Genomic DNA, 21112 nt, shown 5'->3' with positions numbered 1-21112 from the left:
CGCGGCCCACTTCGTGGCTCACTTCGCCGCTCATGAGTCCGAGTTGAGGATCTCGAAGGCGGTGGGGTCCGAGTCGTGGAAGAGCCGGTACCAGGCGTCCAGCTTCTCGCCCTCGTACACACCCAGCCGCGCGAAGACCTCGCGGGCGAAGGCGACGGGCTCGGTGGGGCCGGCGGTGATCAGGTCGCCGTCGGTGACGGCGTCCGCGTCGCGGTAGTGCCCTGCGCCCTTGTAGCCGGTGGCGTCGAGGTAGAAGGAGACGGCGCTGGTGTGCTCGCGTTCGTCGAGCAGCCCCTCGCGGGCAAGCCCTGCGGTGGCCCCGCAGATGGCGGCGACGGGCACCCCGGCGTCGAGGAACTCGCGCGCCTTGCCGGCGAAGGGGGCGAGGTCGTCGCCGCTGTCCCAGAGGTGCGCGCCGGTGAGGATGAGGAGGGCGCTGTCCTCGGGGCGGAGGTCGGTGAGCGCGAGGTCGGGCTGGATGCGGACGCCGCCCATGGTGGTGACGGGCTCGGTGGTGGGGCCGACGGTCTTGACGGCGAAGCCGTTCTGGGTGAGGTGCGCGGTGGTGTGGCCGGTCTCCCAGTCGGCGTAGGTGTTGTAGACGGCGAGATGAACGGTGCGGTTCATGGTGGCCTCCCGGTTGGATGACAGTAGTCTGTCATCTCGACAGGATGCTGTCAACCATCTTCCGGACGCCCGGTCCCCGCGCCCGGGCGGTCTCGGGAGGTCTCGGCCGCCGCGAGGGCGACACAGTGCCCAGGAACGTGGCTCAGGCCATACACCGTGGCCATGTCCCACCCCACCGGCGTGTCTCTACGCTGAGGCCCATGACCCCTCATCCCGACCCCCAGGCCGGCGCTGCCGTGAAGGCCGCAGACCGCGCGCATGTGTTTCATTCCTGGTCCGCCCAGGGCCTGATCGACCCGCTCGCCGTCGCCGGTGCCGAGGGCTCGTACTTCTGGGACTACGACGGGAACCGCTACCTCGACTTCACCAGCGGCCTCGTCTACACCAACATCGGCTACCAGCACCCCAAGGTCGTCGCCGCGATCCAGGAGCAGGCCGGCAAGCTCACCACCTTCGCGCCCGCGTTCGCCGTCGAGGCGCGTTCCGAGGCCGCACGCCTCATCGCAGAGCGCACCCCCGGCGACCTCGACAAGATCTTCTTCACCAACGGCGGCGCCGAGGCCATCGAGCACGCCATCCGGATGGCCCGCCTGCACACGGGCCGTCCGAAGGTCCTGAGCACCTACCGCTCGTACCACGGCGGCACCGCCACCGCGGTCAACGTCACCGGCGACCCGCGCCGCTGGGCCTCCGACAACGGCACCTCCGGCGTCGTGCACTTCTGGGGGCCGTTCCTCTACCGCTCGCCGTTCTACGCGACGACCGAGGCCGAGGAGTGCGCCCGCGCGCTCCAGCACCTGGAGGACACGATCGCCTTCGAGGGTCCGGCGACCATCGCCGCGATCATCCTGGAGACGATTCCCGGGACCGCCGGGATCATGACCCCGCCGCCCGGCTACCTCGCGGGCGTACGCGAGATCTGCGACCGCTACGGGATCGTCTTCGTACTCGACGAGGTCATGGCGGGCTTCGGGCGCACCGGCAAGTGGTTCGCCGCCGAGCACTTCGGCGTCGTCCCCGACCTGCTGACCTTCGCCAAGGGCGTCAACTCCGGTTACGTGCCCCTCGGCGGCGTCGCGATCAGTCAGAAGATCGCCGCGACCTTCGACACCCGCCCCTACCCGGGCGGACTCACCTACTCCGGCCACCCCCTCGCCTGCGCCGCCGCCGTCGCCACGATCAACGTGATGGCTGAGGAGAAGGTCGTCGAGCACGCGGCCCACATCGGTGAGACGGTCCTCGGCCCGGGGCTGCGGGAGCTCGCCGAGCGGCACCCGAGCGTGGGCGAGGTACGCGGCACGGGCGTGTTCTGGGCGCTGGACCTGGTCAAGGACCGGGAGACGCGCGAGCCGCTGGTGCCGTACAACGCGACGGGCGAGGCAAACGCGCCGATGGCCGCGTTCGCCGCCGCGTGCAAGAAGAACGGCCTGTGGCCCTTCGTCAACATGAACCGTACGCACGCGGTCCCGCCCTGCAACGTCACCGAGGCGGAGGCGAAGGAGGGCCTGGCGGCGCTGGACGCGGCGCTGTCGGCGGCGGACGAGCACACGGCGTAGGCAGCCCGGGGCTCCGCCCTGGACGCTCCCCCCCCCACGCCCGCAGGGCGTAGGGGAGGGCGGGGTGGGAACAGCTACGCCACCGTGAGGACGATCTTGCCGGTCGTACGGCCCGCCTCGCCGATCTCGTGCGCCTTCCCCGCCTGTTCCAGCGGCAGCACCGTGTCGACATGGACGCGTAGCTTCCGCGCCTCGATCAGCGCCGCGATCTCCTTCAGGCCGCCGTTGTCGGGCTCCACAATGGTGAACCCGGCGCGCAGGCCCTGCTGTTCGGCCACGGCCGCCAGTTGCGCCTCCGCCGGGGAGGCGAGCGAGACGACGATGCCGCCCGGGCGCAGCGTCCGCAGCGAACGCGGGCCGTAGTCGCCGCCGATGGTGTCGAGCACGACGTCGACGTCCCGGGCGGCCGTGACGAAGTCGGTCTGCGTGTAGTCGATGACCTCGTCCGCGCCGAGGCCGCGCACGAAGTCGTGCTTGGGCGAGCGCGCCGTGCCGATGACGTACGCGCCGCGGGCCTTGGCCACCTGGACGGCGAGATGGCCGACACCGCCCGCCGCCGCGTGGACCAGGACCCGCTGGCCGGGGCGTACGTCGGCGGTGTCCACCAGGCACTGCCAGGCGGTGAGCGCGGCGACGGGGAGCGCGGCGGCCTCCACGTGGGAGATCCCGGCGGGCTTGCGGGCCAGATGACGCGCGGGCGAGGTCATGAACTCCGCGTACGCGCCTGCCGGTTGGGGCAGCCGCGGCATGCCGAAGACCTCGTCGCCGGGCCGGTACATCGTCACGCCCAGGCCGACCTCTTCCACCACGCCGGAGACGTCCCAGCCGAGGGGGACCGGCCGCCCGTCGCCCAGCAGGCCGCCCGTCGCACGGTGCCACCAGTCGGTCGGGTTGACGCCGGCCGCGTGCACCCGGACGAGAACCTCGGCGGGCTCGGGCTCGGGTCTGTCGGTCTCGACGATTCTGAGGACTTCGGGTCCGCCGAGGGTGTCCTGGCCGATGGCGCGCATAGTCCCAGCTCCTTGGGTTGTCCGTCGGTGTGTACGGACAACCCTGTGGGAGACGGCCACGCCCTTCGAGTGGCCAGATGGCCATGGTGTGCAAGGATCTGGCCATGCATCGTGTCGTTGTACTCGCGCTCGACGGCGTCTATCCCTTCGAAATGACCATCCCCGTCCGGATCTTCGACACCGCGGAGGGAGCGGACGGCGAGCGGCTCTACGAGGTGATCACCTGCAGCCTCGACGGCGGCCCGGTCCGCACCAGCGCCGACTTCTCCGTCACCGTCGCCCACGCGGCCGACGTGCTGGCGACCGCGGACACCCTGGTGATCCCGCCCTTCGCCTGTGGCCCTGACGAGCAGCGGGACTGGCTGCCCGAACCGCTCGCCGAGGCGTTCGCCCGGCTGCGGCCGGGCACCCGGACGGTCTCGATCTGCACCGCCTCGTACGTCCTCGCCGCCGCCGGGTTCCTCGACGGCCGCCCAGCCACCACGCACTGGAACGAGGCCGCGCGCTTCCAGCGGGTGTTTCCGCAGGTCAAGGTCGATCCGGGCGTGCTGTTCGTCGACGACGGCGATGTGCTCACCGCGGCGGGCGTCGCCGCCGGGGTCGACCTGTGCCTGCATCTCGTACGCCGCGACCACGGCAGCGAGGTCGCCAACCGGGTGGCGCGGCTGTGTGTCGTACCGCCGTGGCGGGAGGGCGGCCAGGCGCAGTTCATCGAACGCCCGGTGCCGGAGCCGTCGGCGGCGACCACGGCGGCGACCCGCGCCTGGGCGCTCGGGGAGCTCGGACGGCCGCTCACGCTCGGGGAGTTGGCCGCGCATGCGCGGATGAGCGTGCGGACGTTCTCGCGGCGGTTCCGGGACGAGGTGGGGATGACGCCGGGGCAGTGGCTGGCGCAGCAGCGCGTCGAGCATGCGCGCAGGCTGCTGGAGACGACGGACTGGCCGGTGGACCGGGTGGCGGGGGAGGCGGGGTTCGGGACGGCGGCGTCGCTGCGGCAGCACATGGCGGCGACGACCGGGGTGTCGCCGATGGCGTACCGCCAGACATTCCGAGCGCAGGCTTCGCCCAGCACGGATGGCCGGGGGCGTCCGGCGGACTTTTCGTCCTCAACTTTGTCCGCTTCGTCGGCAGCTTCGTCCGCGACTCTGTCCTCAGCGGCCGGGCGGGCTTGATGCCGCCGGTTCCACCTCCAGGAAGCGGCGGTGGCGGGGGCCGCGGTACAGCAGTGCCTCCCAGCCCAGGCCCGTCAGCCTGGTGGCGCACTCAGTGAGCTTCGTCTCCTCCTCCTGGGGCGCACCGCTGCCCGGTGGACCCAGCCAGTCCACGCAGACCATGCGCGGGCTGTCCGCGGCGCGTACGCGGTAGCCCGTCGCCGTCCGGGCGCCCGAGGCGTCCGTGGCGGAAGGCGGGATGCCCGCGGCCTCCAGGGTCAGCGCGACCGCGCGCACCATCTGGTTGAGCTCCCAGGCGGCGGGGGCGGTGCCGGTGACGCGGCGGATCTGGAGCAGGCCGTCGAACGCGGTCCGCACCTCCGCGACCCGGTCGCGGCCGCGTACGTCCTCGCCGTCGCCGGTGGCCGGCTCGAAGACATGAGCCATGCCCGTCACAGTAGCGCCCGCGGACGAGGTCGCCGCGGCCGTCGCCGGGCCCGGGGCCCGGGCCGCGACCGCGCCGTCCAATCCGTATGCCCCGCACCCGGTTCGTAACCTCTGGCCTATCGTGTCCGGGACCCCCGGCGAAGGAGAAGGCCACGATGCGCGGTACAGACAGCAGTACCGCTGTCACCCGCAACACCCTGCGGCGACAGATCGCGGACGCGCTGCGTGACGAGGTTCTGGCCGGGCGTCTGCAGCCCGGACAGGAATTCACCGTCAAGCAGATCGCCGAGCAGTACGGCGTTTCCGCGACGCCCGTCCGGGAAGCCCTCGTCGACCTCTCCGCCCAGGGGCTGCTCGACTCCGACGAGCACCGGGGCTTCAAGGTGCACCAGTTCTCGGTCGAGGACTACCGCGGCATGATCCAGGCCCGCTCCCTGATCGTGGACGGTGTCTTCCGCCACATCTCCAAGCCCGGTTCCAAGCGCGGCCCCGGCCTCCACGGCAAGGCACTCGTGTCCGTACGCCGCCGGGCCGAGGAGGCCGCCCGCGCGGCCCGCTGCGGGGACCTCGACATTCTCATCGGCTACGATCTGCGCTTCTGGCGCGAGATCGGCGAGGTTGTCGCCAACCGCTACATATCCGACTTCATGCACCGGCTGCGGGTCCAGGCCTGGGTGTTCGCCGTGCCCTATCTGCGCGCCGACGCCGAGCTGCGGGACTGGCTGTGGCGCGGCCACGAGGACCTGGTGGACGCCGTCGCGCTCGGCGACGCAGAAAAGGCGCGCGCGGTCATCGACTCGTATCATGATCATGGGCTTGCCTGGGCGGATCGACTGGAGCGGTGAGCGTGGACCTGAGCGTCGTCGTCCCGGCGTACAACGAGGAAGACCGGCTGGGTCCCACCCTCGACGCCATCTGCGCGCATCTGCGCGGGGAACCGGGGCGCTGGGGCGAATGGGAGCTGATCGTCGTCGACGACGGCTCCACCGACGGCACCGCCGAGATCGCCAAGGAGTTCGCGGCCGAGGAGCCGCGCATCCATGTCCTCTCCGGCGGCGGCAACCACGGCAAGGGCAGCGCCCTGCGGCGGGGCGTGCTCGCCTCGTACGGCCGGCGCGTCCTGATCACCGACGCAGACCTCGCGACGCCCATCGAGGAGCTCGACCTCCTCGACAAGCAGCTCGCGGCGGAGGACAGCGCGGCGGCGATCGGCTCGCGCGCGCACCCCGACTCCCGTATCGAGGTGCACCAGCGGCGTTCGCGCGAATGGCTGGGCCGGATGGGCAACCGCCTCATACGCGCCGTCGCGGTGCCCGGCATCCACGACACCCAGTGCGGCTTCAAGCTCTTCGACGGCGAGAAGGCGCGGGCGGCCTTCGCCGACTCGCGGCTCGACGGGTGGGGGATCGACGTCGAGATACTGCGGTTCTTCCGGCGTGCGGGCTGGCCGGTCACGGAGGTCCCGGTGCGCTGGTCGCACCAGGCGGGCTCCAAGGTCCGGCCGCTGGACTACGGCAGGGTGCTGCTGGAACTCGTCAGGCTGCGGGCGCGTGCCGTACGCCCCGTCGACCTCGCCGTCACCGGCCTGTTCCTGCTCGCTTCCGTACTGCTCTACAAGGGGCTGTGGGCGGACCTGGACCGCGGCTATCTCGCCGACGCGGGCTCGGACCAGAACCAGTGGGAGTGGTTCTTCGCGGTCACCGCCGACAATGTCGCGCATCTGCGAAACCCCCTGTTCACGACCTTGCAGGGGTATCCCGACGGCGTGAACCTGATGGCGAACACCGTCATGCTCGGGCTCTCCGTCCCGCTCACGCCCGTCACTCTGCTGCTCGGCCCGACCGTCACCTGGGCGCTGGTGCTCACGCTGGGACTGACGGCGACGGCGACGGCCTGGTACTGGCTGATCGCCCGGCGGCTGACGGCGAACCGGTGGGCGGCCGCGCTCGGCGGCGCCTTCGCCGCCTTCGCGCCGCCGATGATCTCGCACGGCAACGCGCACCCCAACTTCCTTGTGCTGTTCATGATCCCGGTGATCGTCGACCGGGCGCTGCGGCTGTGTGAGGGGCGCAATGTCGTGCGCGACGGAGTGCTCCTCGGCCTGTTCGCGACGTATCAGATCTTCCTCGGCGAGGAGGCGCTGCTGCTCGCGTCGATGGGCATGCTGCTCTTCGCGTTCTCGTACGCGCTCGCGCGCCGCGATGTGGCGCGGACGGCCTGGCGGCCGCTGCTGCGCGGGCTCGGCGTCGCCGCGGGCGTCTGTCTGCCGCTGGTCGCCTTCCCGTTGGGCTGGCAGTTCTTCGGCCCGCAGAGCTATACGAGCGTGCTGCACGGCGACAACATGGGCAACAGCCCGCTCGCCTTCCTGGAGTTCGCGGGCCGCTCGCTGATGGGATCGGACGAGGGCGCGGACCCGCTCGCGTTCAACCGCACCGAGCAGAACGCCTTCTACGGCTGGCCGCTGGTCGCGCTGGCGGCGGCGATCGTGGTGCGGCTGTGGCGGCTCGCGCTGGTCAAGGCGCTCGCCTTTACGGGGGCGGTGGCGGCGCTGCTGTCGCTCGGCCCGAAGTTCCGCATCCCGTACACCGACATCGTGCTCACCGGCCCGTGGCGGGCGCTGGCCCACCAGCCGCTGTTCGAATCGGTCATCGAGTCGCGGGTGGCCATGATCTGCGCGCCGGTGCTGGGCATTCTGATCGCGCTGGCGGCCGACAAGCTGCTGGCCACCCGGGAGCGGGTGATCCGGGCGGTGGGTCTGGCGGCGGTGGTCGCGGCGCTGGTACCTGTGCTGCCGACGCCGTATCCGGTGCGGGAGCGGGCGGAGATCCCGGCGTTCGTCACGGAGGGGATGTACAGCGCATATCTCTCCGAGGGCGAATCGGTGGTCACGGTGCCTCTGCCGTCCCCCGGCAACGCGGAGGTCCTGTACTGGCAGTCGGCCACCGGGCTCGGCTTCCCGGTCGCCGGAGGCTACTTCAACGGGCCGTGGGGCCCTGAGCGCATGGGCATCTACGGCGCGACGCCCCGGCACACCTCCAACCTCTTCAACGATGTGCGGGGCAGCGGGCGGGTCCCGGTGATCGGCCCCAACTGGCAGGCGCAGGCGCACGGCGACCTGGCGGCGTGGCGAGCGGGCGTGGTGGTGCTGGCGCCGCAGTACAACGACGCGGCGCTGTATGCGACCGTGGAGAAACTCCTCGGGCAGCCGGGGAAGCGTGTGGGCGGCGTGTGGGTATGGGATGTGGGGGCGGAGCGCATGCGCGGCTGACCGGCACCCTTCGCTGAAACTACCTGGGGCACTACGCTGTCCCGACCATCGCACGAAAGCGTTCGTACCCCTTGGAGAGCGAGCCTTCCCTTGGCCTGTGACCTGTGGTTGGTCCCCCTCGTCGATGTGCTGTGCCACAGCCCCGACAACCCCTTCGCCGAAGAGATCGCGTCCTACGACAAGGCCCTCACCGACGCGGGTCTGCCGACCGTTCCCGTCTTCGCCTATATGCCGGGCCTGTCGGGCGATGTGGCCCCGGTCGCGGGCTTCGACTACGACGCGCTGCACTTCCTGCGGCGCGCGTATCTGCTGCAGTTGTGCGGGCTCGCGGTGACGCCGGTGGACGAACTGGGCGGCGACTACGAGCAGTTGCTGGAGATGTTCGAGTCGACGGCGCAGCAGTCGCATCTCGTGTGGCACTACGACCACGCCGGGGCGTATGTCCCGGTGGACTTCACCTCGCCGCTGTTCAACGACGAACTTCTGGCGGGCGGCGGTCCGTTGGGCTCCACGCAGGGGCTGCTGCGGGAGCTGGAGTACGTCGCGCCGTCCATCGGCATCGACCCGGCGAACCCACCGGAGGCGCCGCAGCCGCCTGACCGGCCGACTTCGCTGGAGGAGCCGGCGGGGCCGATTCCGTACGACGAGAGTCCGTTCGCGCGGGAACGGCATGTGTGGCTGGGACTGCATGCGGCCGCGACGCGAAGCCTCGGCCAGGGCTCAATGATCATTTTCAGCTGACGCACGGGCGCCGCAAAGCCACCGCAAAGCCACCGCACATTCGAGGCACATCCGACGCACATCCGGCTCACATCTGCTGAACGCGCGGTCTTAAACTGCGTGACACCTCGGTCCGGTAGGACCGGTGCATGTCACAGACGAGTACCTCGGCACAGTCCCCCGCGGCGACGATCGCGGGGGAAAGCGCGGACGAGACCGCGGACGAAGCGCTTCCCAGGCCGGCGCGTTTCGCGGACGTGAAGGGCTGGTTCTGGCCCGCTGACCAGCTGCTCTTCGATTGGTTCCTGAGTTATCAGCGGGACACGGACCCGGACGGCCGGGGGGACCTGCTGGAGCTCGGCGCGTACCTGGGCAAGAGCGCGATCTTCACGGGGCAGTATCTGCGGGACGGTGAGGAGTTCACGGTCTGCGACCTGTGGGACTCCGAGGCGCCGGACGACCCCAACAGCGCGGAGATGGACCGGTCGTACTCGACGCTGACGCGGCGCGCGTTCGAGGCGAACTATCTGTCGTTCCACGACGAGCTGCCCACGCTGGTGCAGGCCCCCACCTCCGTGATCACCTCCCGGGTCCGCGCGGGGAGCTGCCGCTTCGTACATGTCGACGCGTCGCATCTGTACGAGCATGTGCACGGCGACATCGAGGCGGCGAAGGCACTGCTGCAGCCGGAGGGCATCGTGTCCTTCGACGACTTCCGCGCGGAGCACTGCCCGGGCGTCTCGGCGGCGGTGTGGGGCGCGGTGGCCACGACGGGCCTGAAGCCGATCGTGATCACGGGCACGAAGCTGTACGGCACGTGGGGCGACCCGGAGCCGGTGCGCGAGGCGCTGCTGACCTGGCTGGAGACGCGTACGGACATGTGGCACGGGGTGGAGGAGGTGGCTGGCCTCCCGCTGATCCGCATCAAGGGCAACAAGGCGGAGTCTCCGGCGCACCCGAAGTCCCGCCACGAGTCGGAGCCGGAGGCGGAGCCGCGCGTGGGGACAGCGTCGGCGACCGTGCGGCCCGCCCCGGCCCCCGCCCCGGCGCCCGCTGCGGCGGCTCGCCCGCGGCCTTCCCGCGCCCGCCGCCTGGCGAAGGACCTGCTCCCGCCGATCGTGACCCGAGCGCTCAGGTCCCGCCGAAGCGCCTGACCAGCCCCGGGGCTCCGCCCCGGACCCCACGGCTCGCGCCGGACGGGCTGAGTTTCAGCCCGTCCGGCGATTGAGGACATTCCCCCCAGAAGGGCGTCCGGGGCGCGGGAGCAATCACCCCGGCCACCCTCAGCGCGGCGCCTCCGGTGGCCGCTGCCTCGGCATGTTCGGCCGCGTCCCCGGCGGCAACGGCATCCGCCCCGGCCCAGCCGTCCCGTCCGCCCGCCCCGCGCCCCCCGCGCCGCCGATCCCCATCCTCGTCGGCTGCGTCACCAGCGGTGCCTGACCCGACCGGAACTCCCCGATCCAGTCCGACGTCTCCGATCGCACCAGCTCCGCGACGTCCTCCGAGAACCGCCGCAGTACCCCCAGACACCGCTCCGCCGCCTCGCTCGCCGTGCCCTCCGTCGGGCCCAGCACCTCCCGTACGCTCTCCGACGCCCAGTCGAACTGCAGCGCCAGCAGTCTGCGCTGCACCGCCTGCGCCGTCGCGACGTCCCTTATCCAGCCCGATGTGAGCCCGAAGTACCGATCGCAGGCCAGGCACGCCGCCCCCAGCAGTAGCGACAGATACCCCCACCCCATTGCCCCCTCCAGCACGCCCGCCAGGTCGAGCAGTGGGAGCGCCGCCCCGGCGATCACCCCCAGGGCCGTGCCGAGCCGCAGAACCCGTGCCGTACGCCGTTTCCACACGCGGTCCGCGAGATACCAGCGCGCCGTACGCAGCGCGTCCTGTTCGACCCACCTGTACAGCTCGTAGAGGCGCTCCGCCGGCTCACCCCAGTCGCCGAGCGGAAACGGCCTCCCGGCCAGGTCACCGCGCGGCGCTTCGCCACGTTCCTCCCGGGCCGGCCCCCCGGGCTGCCTCTCCGGCTGGCTCACCGGTGCACTCCTCTACGACGTGACGACTGACGTGACACTGCGTGACGTACGGTGCGCGCGTGCGTCCTGGTGCGCAACGTTCTTCCTACCGCCGAATGGTGGGCTGCGCGCCGGAAATCCCGGTATTTCCGCCCACATGAGGGTCTTGATCAGGTAGAGGTTTCCCGGCCCACTCACTCGAAAGAGTTGGTCCCCGCAGGGTGGGGCATGGTGCCCGGCAAGCACGTAGGCTCGGCTTACCGAACATTCGTCGTCGAAATGCCAGGAGTGACCGTGATTCCCGGTGGTGGCCAGCCCAATATGCAGGAGCTCCTCCAGCAGGCCCAGAAGATGCAGCAGGATCTCGCGCGTGCCCAGGAAGAACTTGCGCAGACCGAGGTCGAGGGCCAGGCCGGCGGCGGCCTGGTGAAGGCCGTCGTCACCGGCTCCGGCGATCTGCGGGCCCTCGTCATCGACCCCAAGGCCGTCGACCCCGAGGACACCGAGACCCTCGCCGACCTCGTCGTCGCCGCCGTCCAGGCCGCGAACGAGAACGCACAGCAGTTGCAGCAGCAGAAGCTCGGCCCGCTCGCGCAGGGCCTGGGCGGCATGCCGGGCCTGCCCTTCTAGGGTCGAGGCGTACCAACTACCGTACGTATCAGCAGAGAACAGGAAGGCATTCCGTTGTACGAAGGCGTGGTCCAGGACCTCATCGACGAATTGGGCAGGCTGCCCGGCGTCGGTCCCAAGAGCGCGCAGCGGATCGCCTTCCACATCCTTCAGGCCGAGCCGACCGACGTCCGCCGCCTCGCTCACGCCCTCCTCGAGGTGAAGGACAAGGTCCGCTTCTGCGCGGTGTGCGGCAACGTCGCGCAGCAGGAGCTGTGCAACATCTGCCGTGACCCGCGCCGCGACCAGTCGGTCATCTGCGTGGTGGAGGAGCCCAAGGATGTCGTGGCGATCGAGCGGACCCGGGAGTTCCGGGGCCGCTACCACGTACTCGGCGGGGCCATCAGCCCCATCGAGGGCGTCGGCCCCGACGACCTACGGATCCGTGAGCTGCTGGCCCGCCTCGCGGACGGCACGATCACGGAGCTGATCATCGCCACGGATCCCAATCTCGAGGGCGAAGCCACCGCCACGTACCTGGCGCGCATGATCAAGCCGATGGGCCTGAAGGTCACAAGACTGGCCAGCGGTCTGCCCGTGGGGGGAGACTTGGAATACGCCGACGAGGTCACGCTGGGGCGTGCCTTCGAGGGGAGACGACTTCTCGATGTCTGACGCCAACCTGCACGCCGTCGATCAGGACCCGGACAGTTTCGCGGTCCAGATCGCCGACTCGATCGAGTCCTTCATCGTCGCGACCACGGAAGTCGCGAAGGGCGACGAGCCGGACAGCGCGGTGCCCTTCCTGCTGCTGGAGGTCTCCCAACTCCTGCTGACGGGCGGCCGACTGGGCGCGCACGAGGACATCATTCCGGACGAGCGGTACGAACCGGACACCGGCCCCGACGTGGACGTCGACGACCTGCGCGAGCGCTTCGCCGTGCTGCTCGACCCGGTCGACGTCTTCTCCGAGGTCTTCGACCCGTACGAGCCGCGCAAGGCCCCGGTCGCCTCCCGGATCTCCGACAACCTCGCGGACATCGTCACCGACCTGCGCCACGGTCTGGCCCACTACCGCGCGGGCCGCACCAGCGAGGCGCTGTGGTGGTGGCAGTTCTCGTACTTCTCCAACTGGGGCCCGACCGCCTCCGCGACGCTGCGCGCCCTGCAGTCGCTGGTCTCCCATGTCCGCCTGGACCAGCCGCTGGAGGAGCTGGACGGCCTGGACACGGACGAGGATCTGGCCGAGGACGCGCTGGCGGAGGAGGCCGGAAAGGTCATGTCGGAGGAGATCGCGGGCCCGCTGGGCCTGCGTACGGTCACCTGACGAGAACACTTGCCCGAAAACGATCTTGAGTCTAAGATCAACAGCAACGGGGAGTGCGTGACCACTCTCTCTCCGTTCGGGCGAGGGGGGCGCCACCCTTACCCATGCCCTGTGCCGTATTCGGCACCGGGGTTCAAACAGGGGAAGGGATTTGCGCATGCAGCGCAAGATTGCCATCAGGACCGCCGCGATTCTCATCGGCGCCGCCGCAGTGCTCGGCAGCTCGCCGGCCATGGCGAAGGACCTCGACTCGTACGCCACCGGCGCCCACGCGTGGAGCCACGGCTCGAACACTCAGGTCGCGGTCCAGGACACCAAGGCGGACGGAGACTCCGTCTACGTGAACTACTTCCGTTCGTCCAGCTCGAGCGACATGAAGACGCTGCACAACAAGAGCGGCAACGGCACGAAGGCGTACAGCCCGACCGGTTCGGCGGTCAAGAAGATCCAGGCCTGCCTCTCCCTCGACTGGGAGTCGGACAGCTGCGACTCGTGGCGCTCGTAGTTCTCAGCGTTCTTAGCGTTCTCAGCGCGTAGCACGTCTTAGGTGTGGGACCACTGTCCGCGGCGGTGGTCCCACACCCCTTTCCCAGTGAGTAACCATGGCGAGGACGAACATGACTGATCACCCCACCGCGCTCGAGATGACAGCCCTGGACTACTCGATCGGCGGCCGTACTCTCATGTCCGGTCTCGAACTGCGCCTGAACGCAGGGGAGTCGGTGTCCGTCATGGGACCCAGCGGAAGCGGGAAGAGCACGCTCATCTCCTGCGCGCTGGGGCTGTTGAAGCCCGATGCCGGCAGCGTCAGGGTCGCGGGGGCGGAGCTCTCCGCGCTGAGCAGGCGGCAGCTCGCCGAGCACCGGCGCTCGCACATCGGCGTGGTGTTCCAATTCGGCGAACTGCTCCCGGAGTTGACGCCGGTGGAGAATGTGGCGCTCGCCGCGCTGCTCTCCGGAGCCGGTCGGCGTACCGCCTATGAGGAGGCCGCCGGTCTGCTCCGCGAGCTGGGAGTGCCCGAGTCGAACGCGGCCACCGCGACCCTGTCCGGCGGTGAACGTCAGCGTACGGCTGTAGCCAGGGCGTTGGTGAACAAACCCAGACTGCTTCTCGCGGACGAGCCCACCGGCGCGCTGGACGCGGCGAACCGCGACAGCGTGGCCGATCTGCTCTTCAGCGTGCCGAGTCGGTGGGACTGCGCGCTGCTCGTGGTCACCCATGACGCGGAGGTGGCCGGACGGGCGGACCGCACCCTCGCGCTGTCGGACGGGAAGCTGCTGTGAGCGCGCGCTCCGAAGGCCACTCGCTGTGGTGGCAGTTGATCCGCATCGGATGGGCCGCCGGACGCTCGGGGACCGCAAGCCGGGTCCGCAATGTGGCGCTCGGCTGCGCAGCGCTGGCGATGACGCTCGCACTGTCGGCGGTGGCGGCGGTACTCGCCACCTACGACGGCCGCGACGCCCGCGCCGCGGCCCGTTCCCCGCAGTTCACCGAATCGGCCAAGGGCCCCGATGCGCGCGCCCTTTGGTCGGACAAGTTCGACGATGTCGAGAACCGTCAGTTCTCCGTCGTCCACATCGAGCCGCTGACGGACGACGCGCCCCTGCCGCCCGGTCTCTCCCGCTGGCCCGCGCCCGGTGAGGCCGTGCTGTCCGACGCCCTCCTCGAAGCGGGCGCCCGTGAGGGCATAGCCGGCCGTTACGGCAAGGCCGTCGGGTCCATCGACGAGTCCGGGCTGGCGACGCCGGGGGAGCGACTGGCGTACGTACGACCGTCGGCCGCTGTGCTGGACCGTGCGGCGATGAACCCGATCTCCGGCTACGGGGCCGCGAGTCCGGCGGCGCTGGGCGACATGCTGGCGGTCAAGCCGCCTTACATGCTGCTGGTCCTGATGCTCTTCATGCTGATCCTGCCGGTGGGCGCGCTGGCGGTCGCAGCGGCCCGCGCCGGCTCGGACGCCCGCGACCAGCGGACCGCCCTGCTGGGTGTGCTCGGCGGGGGATGGCGGGTGCGCAGCGCGCTGAACGTCGGTGAGGCTCTGCTGCCCGCCGCCTGCGGCGCGTTGCTGGGTGCGCTGCTGACCGTTCCCGCGCTGCTGAGCGACATCACCCTGCCCGGTGTGGCGTACGAGCTGTCCGCGGCCGATGTCCGCCGCTGGTCCTGGGCCGTCGTCGGCTCGGCGGTCCCGGCGTTCCTGCTCGTACTCCTCGTAGTCGTGCTGATGCATCCCGCCCAGCAGAAGCGCGGCAGGTCGACGCGTCCGAGGCTTTCCTCCTCACGGCTGCCCCGCTGGTGGCCCTACCTCTGCCCGCTCATGCTGCTGCTCGCGGTCCGCGGCCCCGAACTCGCGCCCGGAGGTGGTCTCCGACTGCTCGTCTACGCCGTCGGCGTCCTCGGAACCGTCGCCACGATCCCCTCACTCCTGGCCCTGCTGTGCGCGGCCGCCGGGCGGGGGATCGCCGCCGCCGGACATAGGTACGGCCGCTCGGGCGCCCTGGTCGCGGGCCGCTGGACAGCGGCCTGGCCCGGCACCACGGCCCGGCTGACCTCCGGCGTCATCATCGCCTTCGTCCTGATCGGCCAGGTCCAGCTGTGGCAGAGCCGCAACAGCGGACCGGCCGCAGAGGCCCGCGCCACGCAGGCCCGTATCGGCAGCAGCGTCGTGGTCGTGGAAACGCCCGAGGACCGGGCCAGGACCGAGGCGTTCCTCCGCGCGCTTCCCGCCGACGCGAACGCACTGTGGCTGGCGGTCGACCACAGCAAGGGCACCGCCGAGATCGTGGGCTCGTGCCGGGGCCTGACCGAACTGGGGCTCCCCTGCTCGCCCAAGAGCGCGGCGCTCTCTCCCGCGCACCTGGACCCGCGGGTGAGTGAGCTCGGCTACTGGCACACCCCGATGGGCGCCGGAAACGGCCTCACGGCGCGCATCGACGAAGGGCTGCCGAAGGACCCGTCCGGCCGGACACTGCTGCTGGTCGGAGCGGGCGGGAAGCAGCTCTCCGTACCTGGCGTCAAAACGATCGCCAATGCCCACCTCGGTACCTCACCGGCCGTCGGGGCGATCGGCAGCAGCTGGCTGAGCGGGGCCAACCTCCTTGCCCTGCAGAGCAGGTGGGTGCTGTTCTTCGGAGCGGCGGGCGTATTGGTGATCGCGGCGTCGATCGCCGTCGGAAACCTCGCCGAGTTCCTGCGCTTCGCCCGCCGTATGTCCGCGCTCAGCGTCCTCACCGGACGCCGAACGATCTTCTTCAGTGTGGCGGCCTTCACGCTGCTGCTGCCGCTGGCACTGGCCGGCGTGGTCGGCCTGGGCACACATGTCTGGCTGGCCACTCCGTTGACCAGCGCCGCCGACAGCCTCAGTTTCGAGCTGTCCTGGTCCATCCTGTACGCGGCCACGGCGGGAGCCGGAGTGCTGGCGCTGGTGGTGTGGGTCTGGGGTTCGCTGGCGGCTGTCCGGCAGAGTGCGTCGTGGCGCCCGAAGGCGGACTGAGCGGTCACGGCCGGCGGGTGGCCGGACTGTGCGGTCACGGCCGGCGGAGAGCCGGACCGAGCCGTCACCGCCGACGGATGGCCGGACCGAGCGGTCACCGCCGACGGACACCCGCTCGGGCCCTGTGACCCGCCCCACACTCGGCGTACCCCGCATCCACCGGGGCAGGCATGTCCACCGAGCGGCCGTGCCCCTCACCCGGTGATCACAGAGTGAGCGGGACATCTCACGATGTGATAGCACCGGGCCGGAGTGCGGCCGCTCGTTAGACTGAGCCGACCGCAGTAATGACTACTGCCGAAAGAACCGAGCGAGGAGCGCACGTGGGCCTTGTCGTGCAGAAGTACGGAGGCTCCTCCGTTGCCGATGCCGAAGGCATCAAGCGCGTCGCCAAGAGAATCGTCGATGCCAAGAAGAACGGCCACCAGGTGGTCGTCGTGGTATCCGCGATGGGCGACACGACGGACGAGCTGATCGATCTCGCCGAGCAGGTATCCCCGATCCCTGCCGGACGCGAATTCGACATGCTGCTGACCGCGGGAGAGCGGATCTCCATGGCCCTGCTGGCGATGGCGATCAAAAACCTGGGCCACGAGGCCCAGTCGTTCACCGGCAGCCAGGCAGGCGTCATCACCGACTCGGTCCACAACAAAGCGCGCATCATTGATGTGACGCCGGGCCGGATCCGTACGGCGCTCGACGAGGGCAACATCGCCATCGTCGCAGGCTTCCAGGGTGTGTCCCAGGACAAGAAGGACATCACCACCCTCGGCCGCGGCGGCTCCGACACCACCGCGGTCGCCCTTGCCGCCGCGCTGGACGCGGAGGTCTGTGAGATCTACACCGACGTCGACGGCGTCTTCACCGCCGACCCCCGGGTCGTGAAGAAGGCGAAGAAGATCGACTGGATCGCCTTCGAGGACATGCTGGAGCTCGCCGCCTCCGGCTCCAAGGTGCTGCTGCACCGCTGCGTCGAGTACGCACGCCGATACAACATTCCGATCCACGTCCGCTCGTCCTTCTCCGGGCTGCGCGGCACCTGGGTCAGCAACGAGCCGCAAGGGGACCAGCAGATGGAGCACGCGATCATCTCCGGAGTCGCCCACGACGTCTCCGAGGCGAAGGTCACGGTCGTCGGGGTGCCGGACAAGCCGGGCGAGGCCGCGGCCATCTTCCGCACGATCGCGGACGCCGAGATCAACATCGACATGGTCGTGCAGAACGTCTCGGCGGCCACCACCGCCCTGACCGACATCTCCTTCACCCTCCCCAAGACCGACGGCCGCAAGGCCATCGACGCCCTGGAGAAGGCGAAGACCGCGATCGGCTTCGAGTCGCTGCGCTATGACGACCAGATCGGCAAGATCTCGCTCGTCGGCGCGGGCATGAAGACCAACCCCGGCGTCACCGCTTCCTTCTTCGAGGCGCTCTCCGACGCGGGCGTGAACATCGAGCTGATCTCCACCTCGGAGATCCGCATCTCGGTGGTCACCCGCGCCGACGACGTCAACGAGGCGGTCCGCGCCGTGCACACCGCCTTCGGCCTGGACAGCGACTCCGACGAGGCGGTCGTCTACGGGGGCACCGGGCGATGATCCGTAAGCCGGCGCTCGCGGTCGTCGGAGCGACCGGAGCCGTCGGAGCGGTGATGCTCCAGATCCTTTCGCAGCACGCGGACATCTGGGGCGACATACGACTCCTCGCCTCGCCGCGCTCGGCCGGCCGCAAGCTGGCCGTGCGCGGCGAGGAGAGCGAGGTCGTGGCGCTGAGCGAAGAGGCCCTGACGGGCGTCGACGTCGCGATCTTCCTCGTACCGGACGAGGTGTCCGCGAAGTGGGCTCCGATCGCCGCGGCCAAGGGCGCGGTCGTCGTGGACAATTCGGCCGCTTTCCGGATGGACCCGGATGTGCCGCTGGTCGTCCCCGAGGCCAATCCCCATGCCGTACGGGCCCGTCCGCGCGGGATCGTGGCGAGTCCGCACTGCACGACGCTGGCGATGATTCCGGCGGTGGGGGCGCTGCACGCCGAGTTCGGACTGCGCGAACTGGTCGTCTCCTCCTACCAGGCCGTCAGCGGCGCCGGGCGGGACGCCGTCGCCGCGCTGCGGGCGCAGCTGTCGCTGGTCGCCGGTACGGAACTTGGCGCCGGGCCCGGAGACGTACGCCGTGCCGTGGGTGACGATCTCGGGCCCTTCCACGCGCCGCTGGCACTCAATGTGGTGCCCTGGTCCGGCGTGTTGGAGGACGGCGGCTGGTCTTCGGAGGAGCTGGGGCTGCGGGCAGAGACGCGCAAGATCCTGGGTCTGCCGGGGCTGCGGGTGGCGGCGACGTTCGTACGCGTACCGGTGATCACCACACACTCCCTCGCGGTGCACGCGCGCTTCGAGGGCGAGGTCACGGTGGAGCGGGCGCACGAGATCCTGGCGACCTCGCCCGGGGTGGTGCTCTACGACAACCCGGCGGCGGGCGACTTTCCCACGCCCGCGGACGTGGTGGGGACGGATCCGACGTGGGTGGGGCGGGTGCGGCGGTCGCCGGACGACCCCTGTGCGCTGGACCTGTTCGTATGCGGCGACAATCTCCGCAAGGGGGCGGCGCTGAACTCCGCCCAGATCGCGGAGGCGGTCGCGGCCGAAATCGGGCCGGGGTCGGGCGCCGAGGCTATTCTGCGACCGGGGAACCGGAGGGCTTTGTAGGATCTGTGAACGCCCTGTGAGCAAGTCGAAGGTCCGTACCGCTTGAACTGGGGTGCAAGGATGTTCGAAGATTCGCTTCCCCCTTACTGCAACCGGTAGTTGGGCGGGAAGCGTCTTTGCGGTCGCCCCATCGCGGTGCCGCGAAAATGGGGCATTGGGGAAGAGCGGGTACGCATGAGGGTATATGGATCACCGTCAAAAACGGTGGCGTACGCGTACAACCCTGACGGGGGGAAGCGTGTCCAACAGGCGTGGCAGAGGTTCTCGACATCACAGGGGTGGTCCCGGTTCGCGGCGCATCGGTGCGCCCGCTCCGCAGGCCCCGCCCGCCCGGCGGCATGCCGGTGATCGCTCCGATGCCCACGTCCCGCACCACCCGCATACCGTCCCAGCGCGAGGGCGCTGACGAAACGATGGCTGCGGGCACCACCGTCGATCACCTCACTGAGACCTACAGAGCCCACTACCGGTCGCTGCTCGGTCTTGCGGCCCTCCTGCTGGACGACACGGCCTCCTGCGAGGACGTCGTCCAGGAGGCGTTCATACGCGTCCACTCCGCGCGCAACCGCGTACGGGACCCGGAGAAGACCCTGGCGTATCTGCGCCAGACCGTGGTCAATCTGTCGAGGTCCGCGCTGCGCCGCCGCATCCTGGGGCTGAAGCTCCTCTCCAAGCCGATGCCGGACATGGCGAGCGCGGAGGAGGGGGCGTACGACCAACTGGAGCGGGACGCGCTGATCAAGGCCATGCGCGGACTGCAGCGCCGCCAGCGCGAGGTGCTGGTGCTGCGGTACTTCGCCGATATGACAGAGGCCCAGGTCGCCGAGACGCTGGGCATTTCCCTGGGCTCGGTGAAGGCGTACGGCTCTCGGGGCATCGCGGCGCTGCGCGTCGCAATGGAGGCCACGGCATGAGCGGGCACGGTCGGAAGTGGCACAGGTTGCACGGAATGCACGGATTGCGCAGGTTGGACAGGTTTGAGCGGTATGGGCCGGACGGGCCGTTTGACGACCGGACTGGGAACGGAATTGTGAACAACGGGCCGGAAGATGAGCTGAGCGGCCTCGGGCAGGTGCCCGGTGAGGGGCTTGGCGGGGACGAAGTGGCCTTGCGCCGGATGCTGCAAGGTGCCGTGGAGGACCTCAAGCCTTCCGACGGCGCCCTCGACCATCTGCGAAGGGCGGTCCCCGCAAGGCGCGCCCGTAAGAGGCAGGCGCTCGTAGGCATGGCTGCCGCGGCGCTGCTGATGGGCACCGCGGTCCCCGCCTTCGTCCATGTGGCGAACTCCAGCGGCGGCGACGACGCCCGCCCCGTCAACGCCGGACACGGCGAACAGGCGCAGGGCGGCACCGGGTCCGAGACGGGTGACGCGGGCGGCGAGTCGGGCTCCGACGAATTCTCCGCCGGCAGCCAGGGCAGCCGGCAGAACCAGGGCGGCGCGACCCAGACGCCGGGGGAGAAGCCCTCCGGCGCCACGGACGGCACGACAGGCGGCGTGGTCAACCCGCGGGGCACCGTGGCAGTGACCTCGCCCTGCGCCGCCGGCCAGCTCGGCGTCACCTCGGCGCAGGCAGCCAAGCCCGACGCCGACGGCAAGGTGTACGGCACCTTCCGCATTGCCAATGTCTCCGAGACCGACTGCGCGGTCAGCGGCGACGGCGCGGTCGGTTTCCAGGCGCTGGGCGCGGCCGACTCCGCCAAGATCAGTGTGCTCGATCACACCGCGGGCGACGCGGCGACCGGCCTGCCCGACCCCTCCCAGGAGGCGGCCACGCTGACGTTGAAGCCCGACACGGCGTACGAGGTGAGGTTCGCCTGGGTCCCGGCGGACGGCTGTCCGACCACCGGCGCCTCACCCGACCCGACCCCCTCGGACGGCGGCTCGTCGGGCGCGAGCGCCGGCACGGGCACGGCCGCGGAGAACAACCAGACCCAGCTCGGCAGCGAGGACGGCGGCACGGCGGACGGCAGCGTCACGGTGACCCACACGGCTGAGCCGGGCGCGCCGAGCGCGGAGACGACGATCCCCAACGCGTGCTCGGGCACGATCTACCGCACGGGTGTCCTGAACGCAGAGTGAGGGACGCGGCGCGGGGGCCGCGGGTGTGGGTGTGGGTGTGGGGCCTTGGCCGGGCTTGGTGCCGGGGCTGGCGCTGGGCCGGGCGAGCCGCCGGGCCGACGCTGGGCCGGGCTGGGA

General features: G+C 70.5%; 19 protein-coding genes and 1 pseudogene. 16 read left to right on the top strand and 4 right to left on the bottom strand.

Annotated features, from left to right (window positions below; genetic code table 11):
- Positions 1-30 precede the first annotated feature (30 nt).
- Positions 31-627: a type 1 glutamine amidotransferase family protein gene (locus tag ACFYWY_RS19200; RefSeq protein WP_389187646.1), complete on the bottom strand. Its 597-nt coding sequence runs from the start codon at positions 625-627 to the stop codon at positions 31-33.
- A 200-nt stretch (positions 628-827) separates the two neighbouring features.
- On the opposite strand from ACFYWY_RS19200, the gene ACFYWY_RS19195 reads away from it, so the two are divergent.
- Positions 828-2183, top strand: a complete 1356-nt coding sequence (locus ACFYWY_RS19195) for an aspartate aminotransferase family protein (protein WP_389187643.1) — start codon at positions 828-830, stop codon at positions 2181-2183.
- Between the two features lie 74 nt (positions 2184-2257).
- Here ACFYWY_RS19195 and ACFYWY_RS19190 read toward each other — a convergent pair whose 3' ends face one another.
- The gene (locus tag ACFYWY_RS19190) at positions 2258-3193 is read right to left on the bottom strand and encodes an NADP-dependent oxidoreductase (RefSeq protein ID WP_389187640.1); all 936 of its coding nucleotides are present in this window, start codon (positions 3191-3193) and stop codon (positions 2258-2260) included.
- A 104-nt stretch (positions 3194-3297) separates the two neighbouring features.
- On the opposite strand from ACFYWY_RS19190, the gene ACFYWY_RS19185 reads away from it, so the two are divergent.
- Positions 3298-4365, top strand: a complete 1068-nt coding sequence (locus ACFYWY_RS19185) for a GlxA family transcriptional regulator (RefSeq protein WP_389187637.1) — start codon at positions 3298-3300, stop codon at positions 4363-4365.
- On the opposite strand, the gene ACFYWY_RS19180 is transcribed toward ACFYWY_RS19185, so the two are convergent.
- Complete coding sequence (locus tag ACFYWY_RS19180; protein WP_389187634.1) at positions 4345-4791, bottom strand: hypothetical protein; 447 nt, start codon at positions 4789-4791, stop codon at positions 4345-4347. The genes ACFYWY_RS19185 and ACFYWY_RS19180 overlap by 21 nt on opposite strands.
- A 155-nt stretch (positions 4792-4946) precedes the next feature.
- On the opposite strand from ACFYWY_RS19180, the gene ACFYWY_RS19175 reads away from it, so the two are divergent.
- The 4 genes from ACFYWY_RS19175 to ACFYWY_RS19160 all read left to right on the top strand — a co-directional run bounded on the left by ACFYWY_RS19175 (position 4947) and on the right by ACFYWY_RS19160 (position 9933).
- A complete protein-coding gene (locus ACFYWY_RS19175; protein WP_389187632.1) occupies positions 4947-5636 on the top strand; it encodes a GntR family transcriptional regulator in 690 nt (229 codons plus the stop codon).
- Entirely contained in the window at positions 5633-8059 is a 2427-nt protein-coding gene (locus ACFYWY_RS19170) for a dolichyl-phosphate beta-glucosyltransferase (protein ID WP_389187629.1), read from the top strand. Before ACFYWY_RS19175 ends, ACFYWY_RS19170 begins: the two co-directional genes overlap by 4 nt.
- Positions 8060-8149: 90 nt before the next feature.
- Positions 8150-8800 carry a hypothetical protein gene (locus tag ACFYWY_RS19165; RefSeq protein WP_215097229.1) on the top strand — a complete coding sequence of 217 codons (651 nt, stop codon included), beginning with the start codon at positions 8150-8152 and terminating at the stop codon, positions 8798-8800.
- 128 nt (positions 8801-8928) lie between these two features.
- Positions 8929-9933 carry a class I SAM-dependent methyltransferase gene (locus ACFYWY_RS19160; RefSeq protein ID WP_389187626.1) on the top strand — a complete coding sequence of 335 codons (1005 nt, stop codon included), beginning with the start codon at positions 8929-8931 and terminating at the stop codon, positions 9931-9933.
- A 129-nt stretch (positions 9934-10062) separates the two neighbouring features.
- Here ACFYWY_RS19160 and ACFYWY_RS19155 read toward each other — a convergent pair whose 3' ends face one another.
- The gene (locus tag ACFYWY_RS19155) at positions 10063-10815 is read right to left on the bottom strand and encodes an SLATT domain-containing protein (RefSeq protein ID WP_389187623.1); all 753 of its coding nucleotides are present in this window, start codon (positions 10813-10815) and stop codon (positions 10063-10065) included.
- A gap of 273 nt (positions 10816-11088) precedes the next feature.
- On the opposite strand from ACFYWY_RS19155, the gene ACFYWY_RS19150 reads away from it, so the two are divergent.
- The 10 genes and pseudogenes from ACFYWY_RS19150 to ACFYWY_RS19105 form a co-directional block, all read left to right on the top strand.
- Positions 11089-11424, top strand: coding sequence for a YbaB/EbfC family nucleoid-associated protein (locus ACFYWY_RS19150; RefSeq protein ID WP_389188022.1), 336 nt, complete (start codon positions 11089-11091; stop codon positions 11422-11424).
- 54 nt (positions 11425-11478) lie between these two features.
- Complete coding sequence (gene recR, locus ACFYWY_RS19145; RefSeq protein WP_389187619.1) at positions 11479-12078, top strand: recombination mediator RecR; 600 nt, start codon at positions 11479-11481, stop codon at positions 12076-12078.
- Positions 12071-12730 carry a DUF5063 domain-containing protein gene (locus tag ACFYWY_RS19140; protein ID WP_389187616.1) on the top strand — a complete coding sequence of 220 codons (660 nt, stop codon included), beginning with the start codon at positions 12071-12073 and terminating at the stop codon, positions 12728-12730. Before recR ends, ACFYWY_RS19140 begins: the two co-directional genes overlap by 8 nt.
- A 157-nt stretch (positions 12731-12887) precedes the next feature.
- Positions 12888-13235, top strand: a complete 348-nt coding sequence (locus ACFYWY_RS19135) for a hypothetical protein (RefSeq protein WP_389187613.1) — start codon at positions 12888-12890, stop codon at positions 13233-13235.
- A gap of 112 nt (positions 13236-13347) precedes the next feature.
- Positions 13348-14013: an ABC transporter ATP-binding protein gene (locus ACFYWY_RS19130; RefSeq protein ID WP_389187610.1), complete on the top strand. Its 666-nt coding sequence runs from the start codon at positions 13348-13350 to the stop codon at positions 14011-14013.
- Positions 14010-16220: an ABC transporter permease gene (locus tag ACFYWY_RS19125; RefSeq protein WP_389187607.1), complete on the top strand. Its 2211-nt coding sequence runs from the start codon at positions 14010-14012 to the stop codon at positions 16218-16220. The genes ACFYWY_RS19130 and ACFYWY_RS19125 overlap by 4 nt, the downstream gene beginning before the upstream one ends.
- A 323-nt stretch (positions 16221-16543) precedes the next feature.
- Positions 16544-17815: an aspartate kinase gene (locus ACFYWY_RS19120; RefSeq protein WP_389187604.1), complete on the top strand. Its 1272-nt coding sequence runs from the start codon at positions 16544-16546 to the stop codon at positions 17813-17815.
- The gene (locus ACFYWY_RS19115) at positions 17812-18915 is read left to right on the top strand and encodes an aspartate-semialdehyde dehydrogenase (protein WP_389187602.1); all 1104 of its coding nucleotides are present in this window, start codon (positions 17812-17814) and stop codon (positions 18913-18915) included. Before ACFYWY_RS19120 ends, ACFYWY_RS19115 begins: the two co-directional genes overlap by 4 nt.
- A gap of 338 nt (positions 18916-19253) precedes the next feature.
- Positions 19254-19829 (top strand): SigE family RNA polymerase sigma factor, encoded by a 576-nt coding sequence (locus ACFYWY_RS19110; protein WP_389188018.1) that lies wholly within the window; start codon positions 19254-19256, stop codon positions 19827-19829.
- A gap of 182 nt (positions 19830-20011) precedes the next feature.
- A pseudogene (locus ACFYWY_RS19105) lies at positions 20012-20995 on the top strand (hypothetical protein); the annotation flags it as partial.
- Positions 20996-21112 lie beyond the last annotated feature (117 nt).

The organism is Streptomyces sp. NPDC002870 (genome assembly GCF_042888505.1).
Taxonomy (GTDB): Bacteria; Actinomycetota; Actinomycetes; order Streptomycetales; family Streptomycetaceae; genus Streptomyces.
The sequence above is the reverse complement of the archived record's forward strand: the minus strand, read 5'-3'. Positions and strand labels throughout refer to the sequence as shown.

Coding starts and splice junctions, on each gene's coding strand:
- ACFYWY_RS19200 (WP_389187646.1), bottom strand. CDS start 627: ATGAACCGCACCGTTCATCTCGCCGTCTACAACACCTACGCCGACTGG.
- ACFYWY_RS19195 (WP_389187643.1), top strand. CDS start 828: ATGACCCCTCATCCCGACCCCCAGGCCGGCGCTGCCGTGAAGGCCGCA.
- ACFYWY_RS19190 (WP_389187640.1), bottom strand. CDS start 3,193: ATGCGCGCCATCGGCCAGGACACCCTCGGCGGACCCGAAGTCCTCAGA.
- ACFYWY_RS19185 (WP_389187637.1), top strand. CDS start 3,298: ATGCATCGTGTCGTTGTACTCGCGCTCGACGGCGTCTATCCCTTCGAA.
- ACFYWY_RS19180 (WP_389187634.1), bottom strand. CDS start 4,791: ATGGCTCATGTCTTCGAGCCGGCCACCGGCGACGGCGAGGACGTACGC.
- ACFYWY_RS19175 (WP_389187632.1), top strand. CDS start 4,947: ATGCGCGGTACAGACAGCAGTACCGCTGTCACCCGCAACACCCTGCGG.
- ACFYWY_RS19160 (WP_389187626.1), top strand. CDS start 8,929: ATGTCACAGACGAGTACCTCGGCACAGTCCCCCGCGGCGACGATCGCG.
- ACFYWY_RS19140 (WP_389187616.1), top strand. CDS start 12,071: ATGTCTGACGCCAACCTGCACGCCGTCGATCAGGACCCGGACAGTTTC.
- ACFYWY_RS19135 (WP_389187613.1), top strand. CDS start 12,888: ATGCAGCGCAAGATTGCCATCAGGACCGCCGCGATTCTCATCGGCGCC.
- ACFYWY_RS19130 (WP_389187610.1), top strand. CDS start 13,348: ATGACTGATCACCCCACCGCGCTCGAGATGACAGCCCTGGACTACTCG.
- ACFYWY_RS19115 (WP_389187602.1), top strand. CDS start 17,812: ATGATCCGTAAGCCGGCGCTCGCGGTCGTCGGAGCGACCGGAGCCGTC.
- ACFYWY_RS19110 (WP_389188018.1), top strand. CDS start 19,254: ATGCCGGTGATCGCTCCGATGCCCACGTCCCGCACCACCCGCATACCG.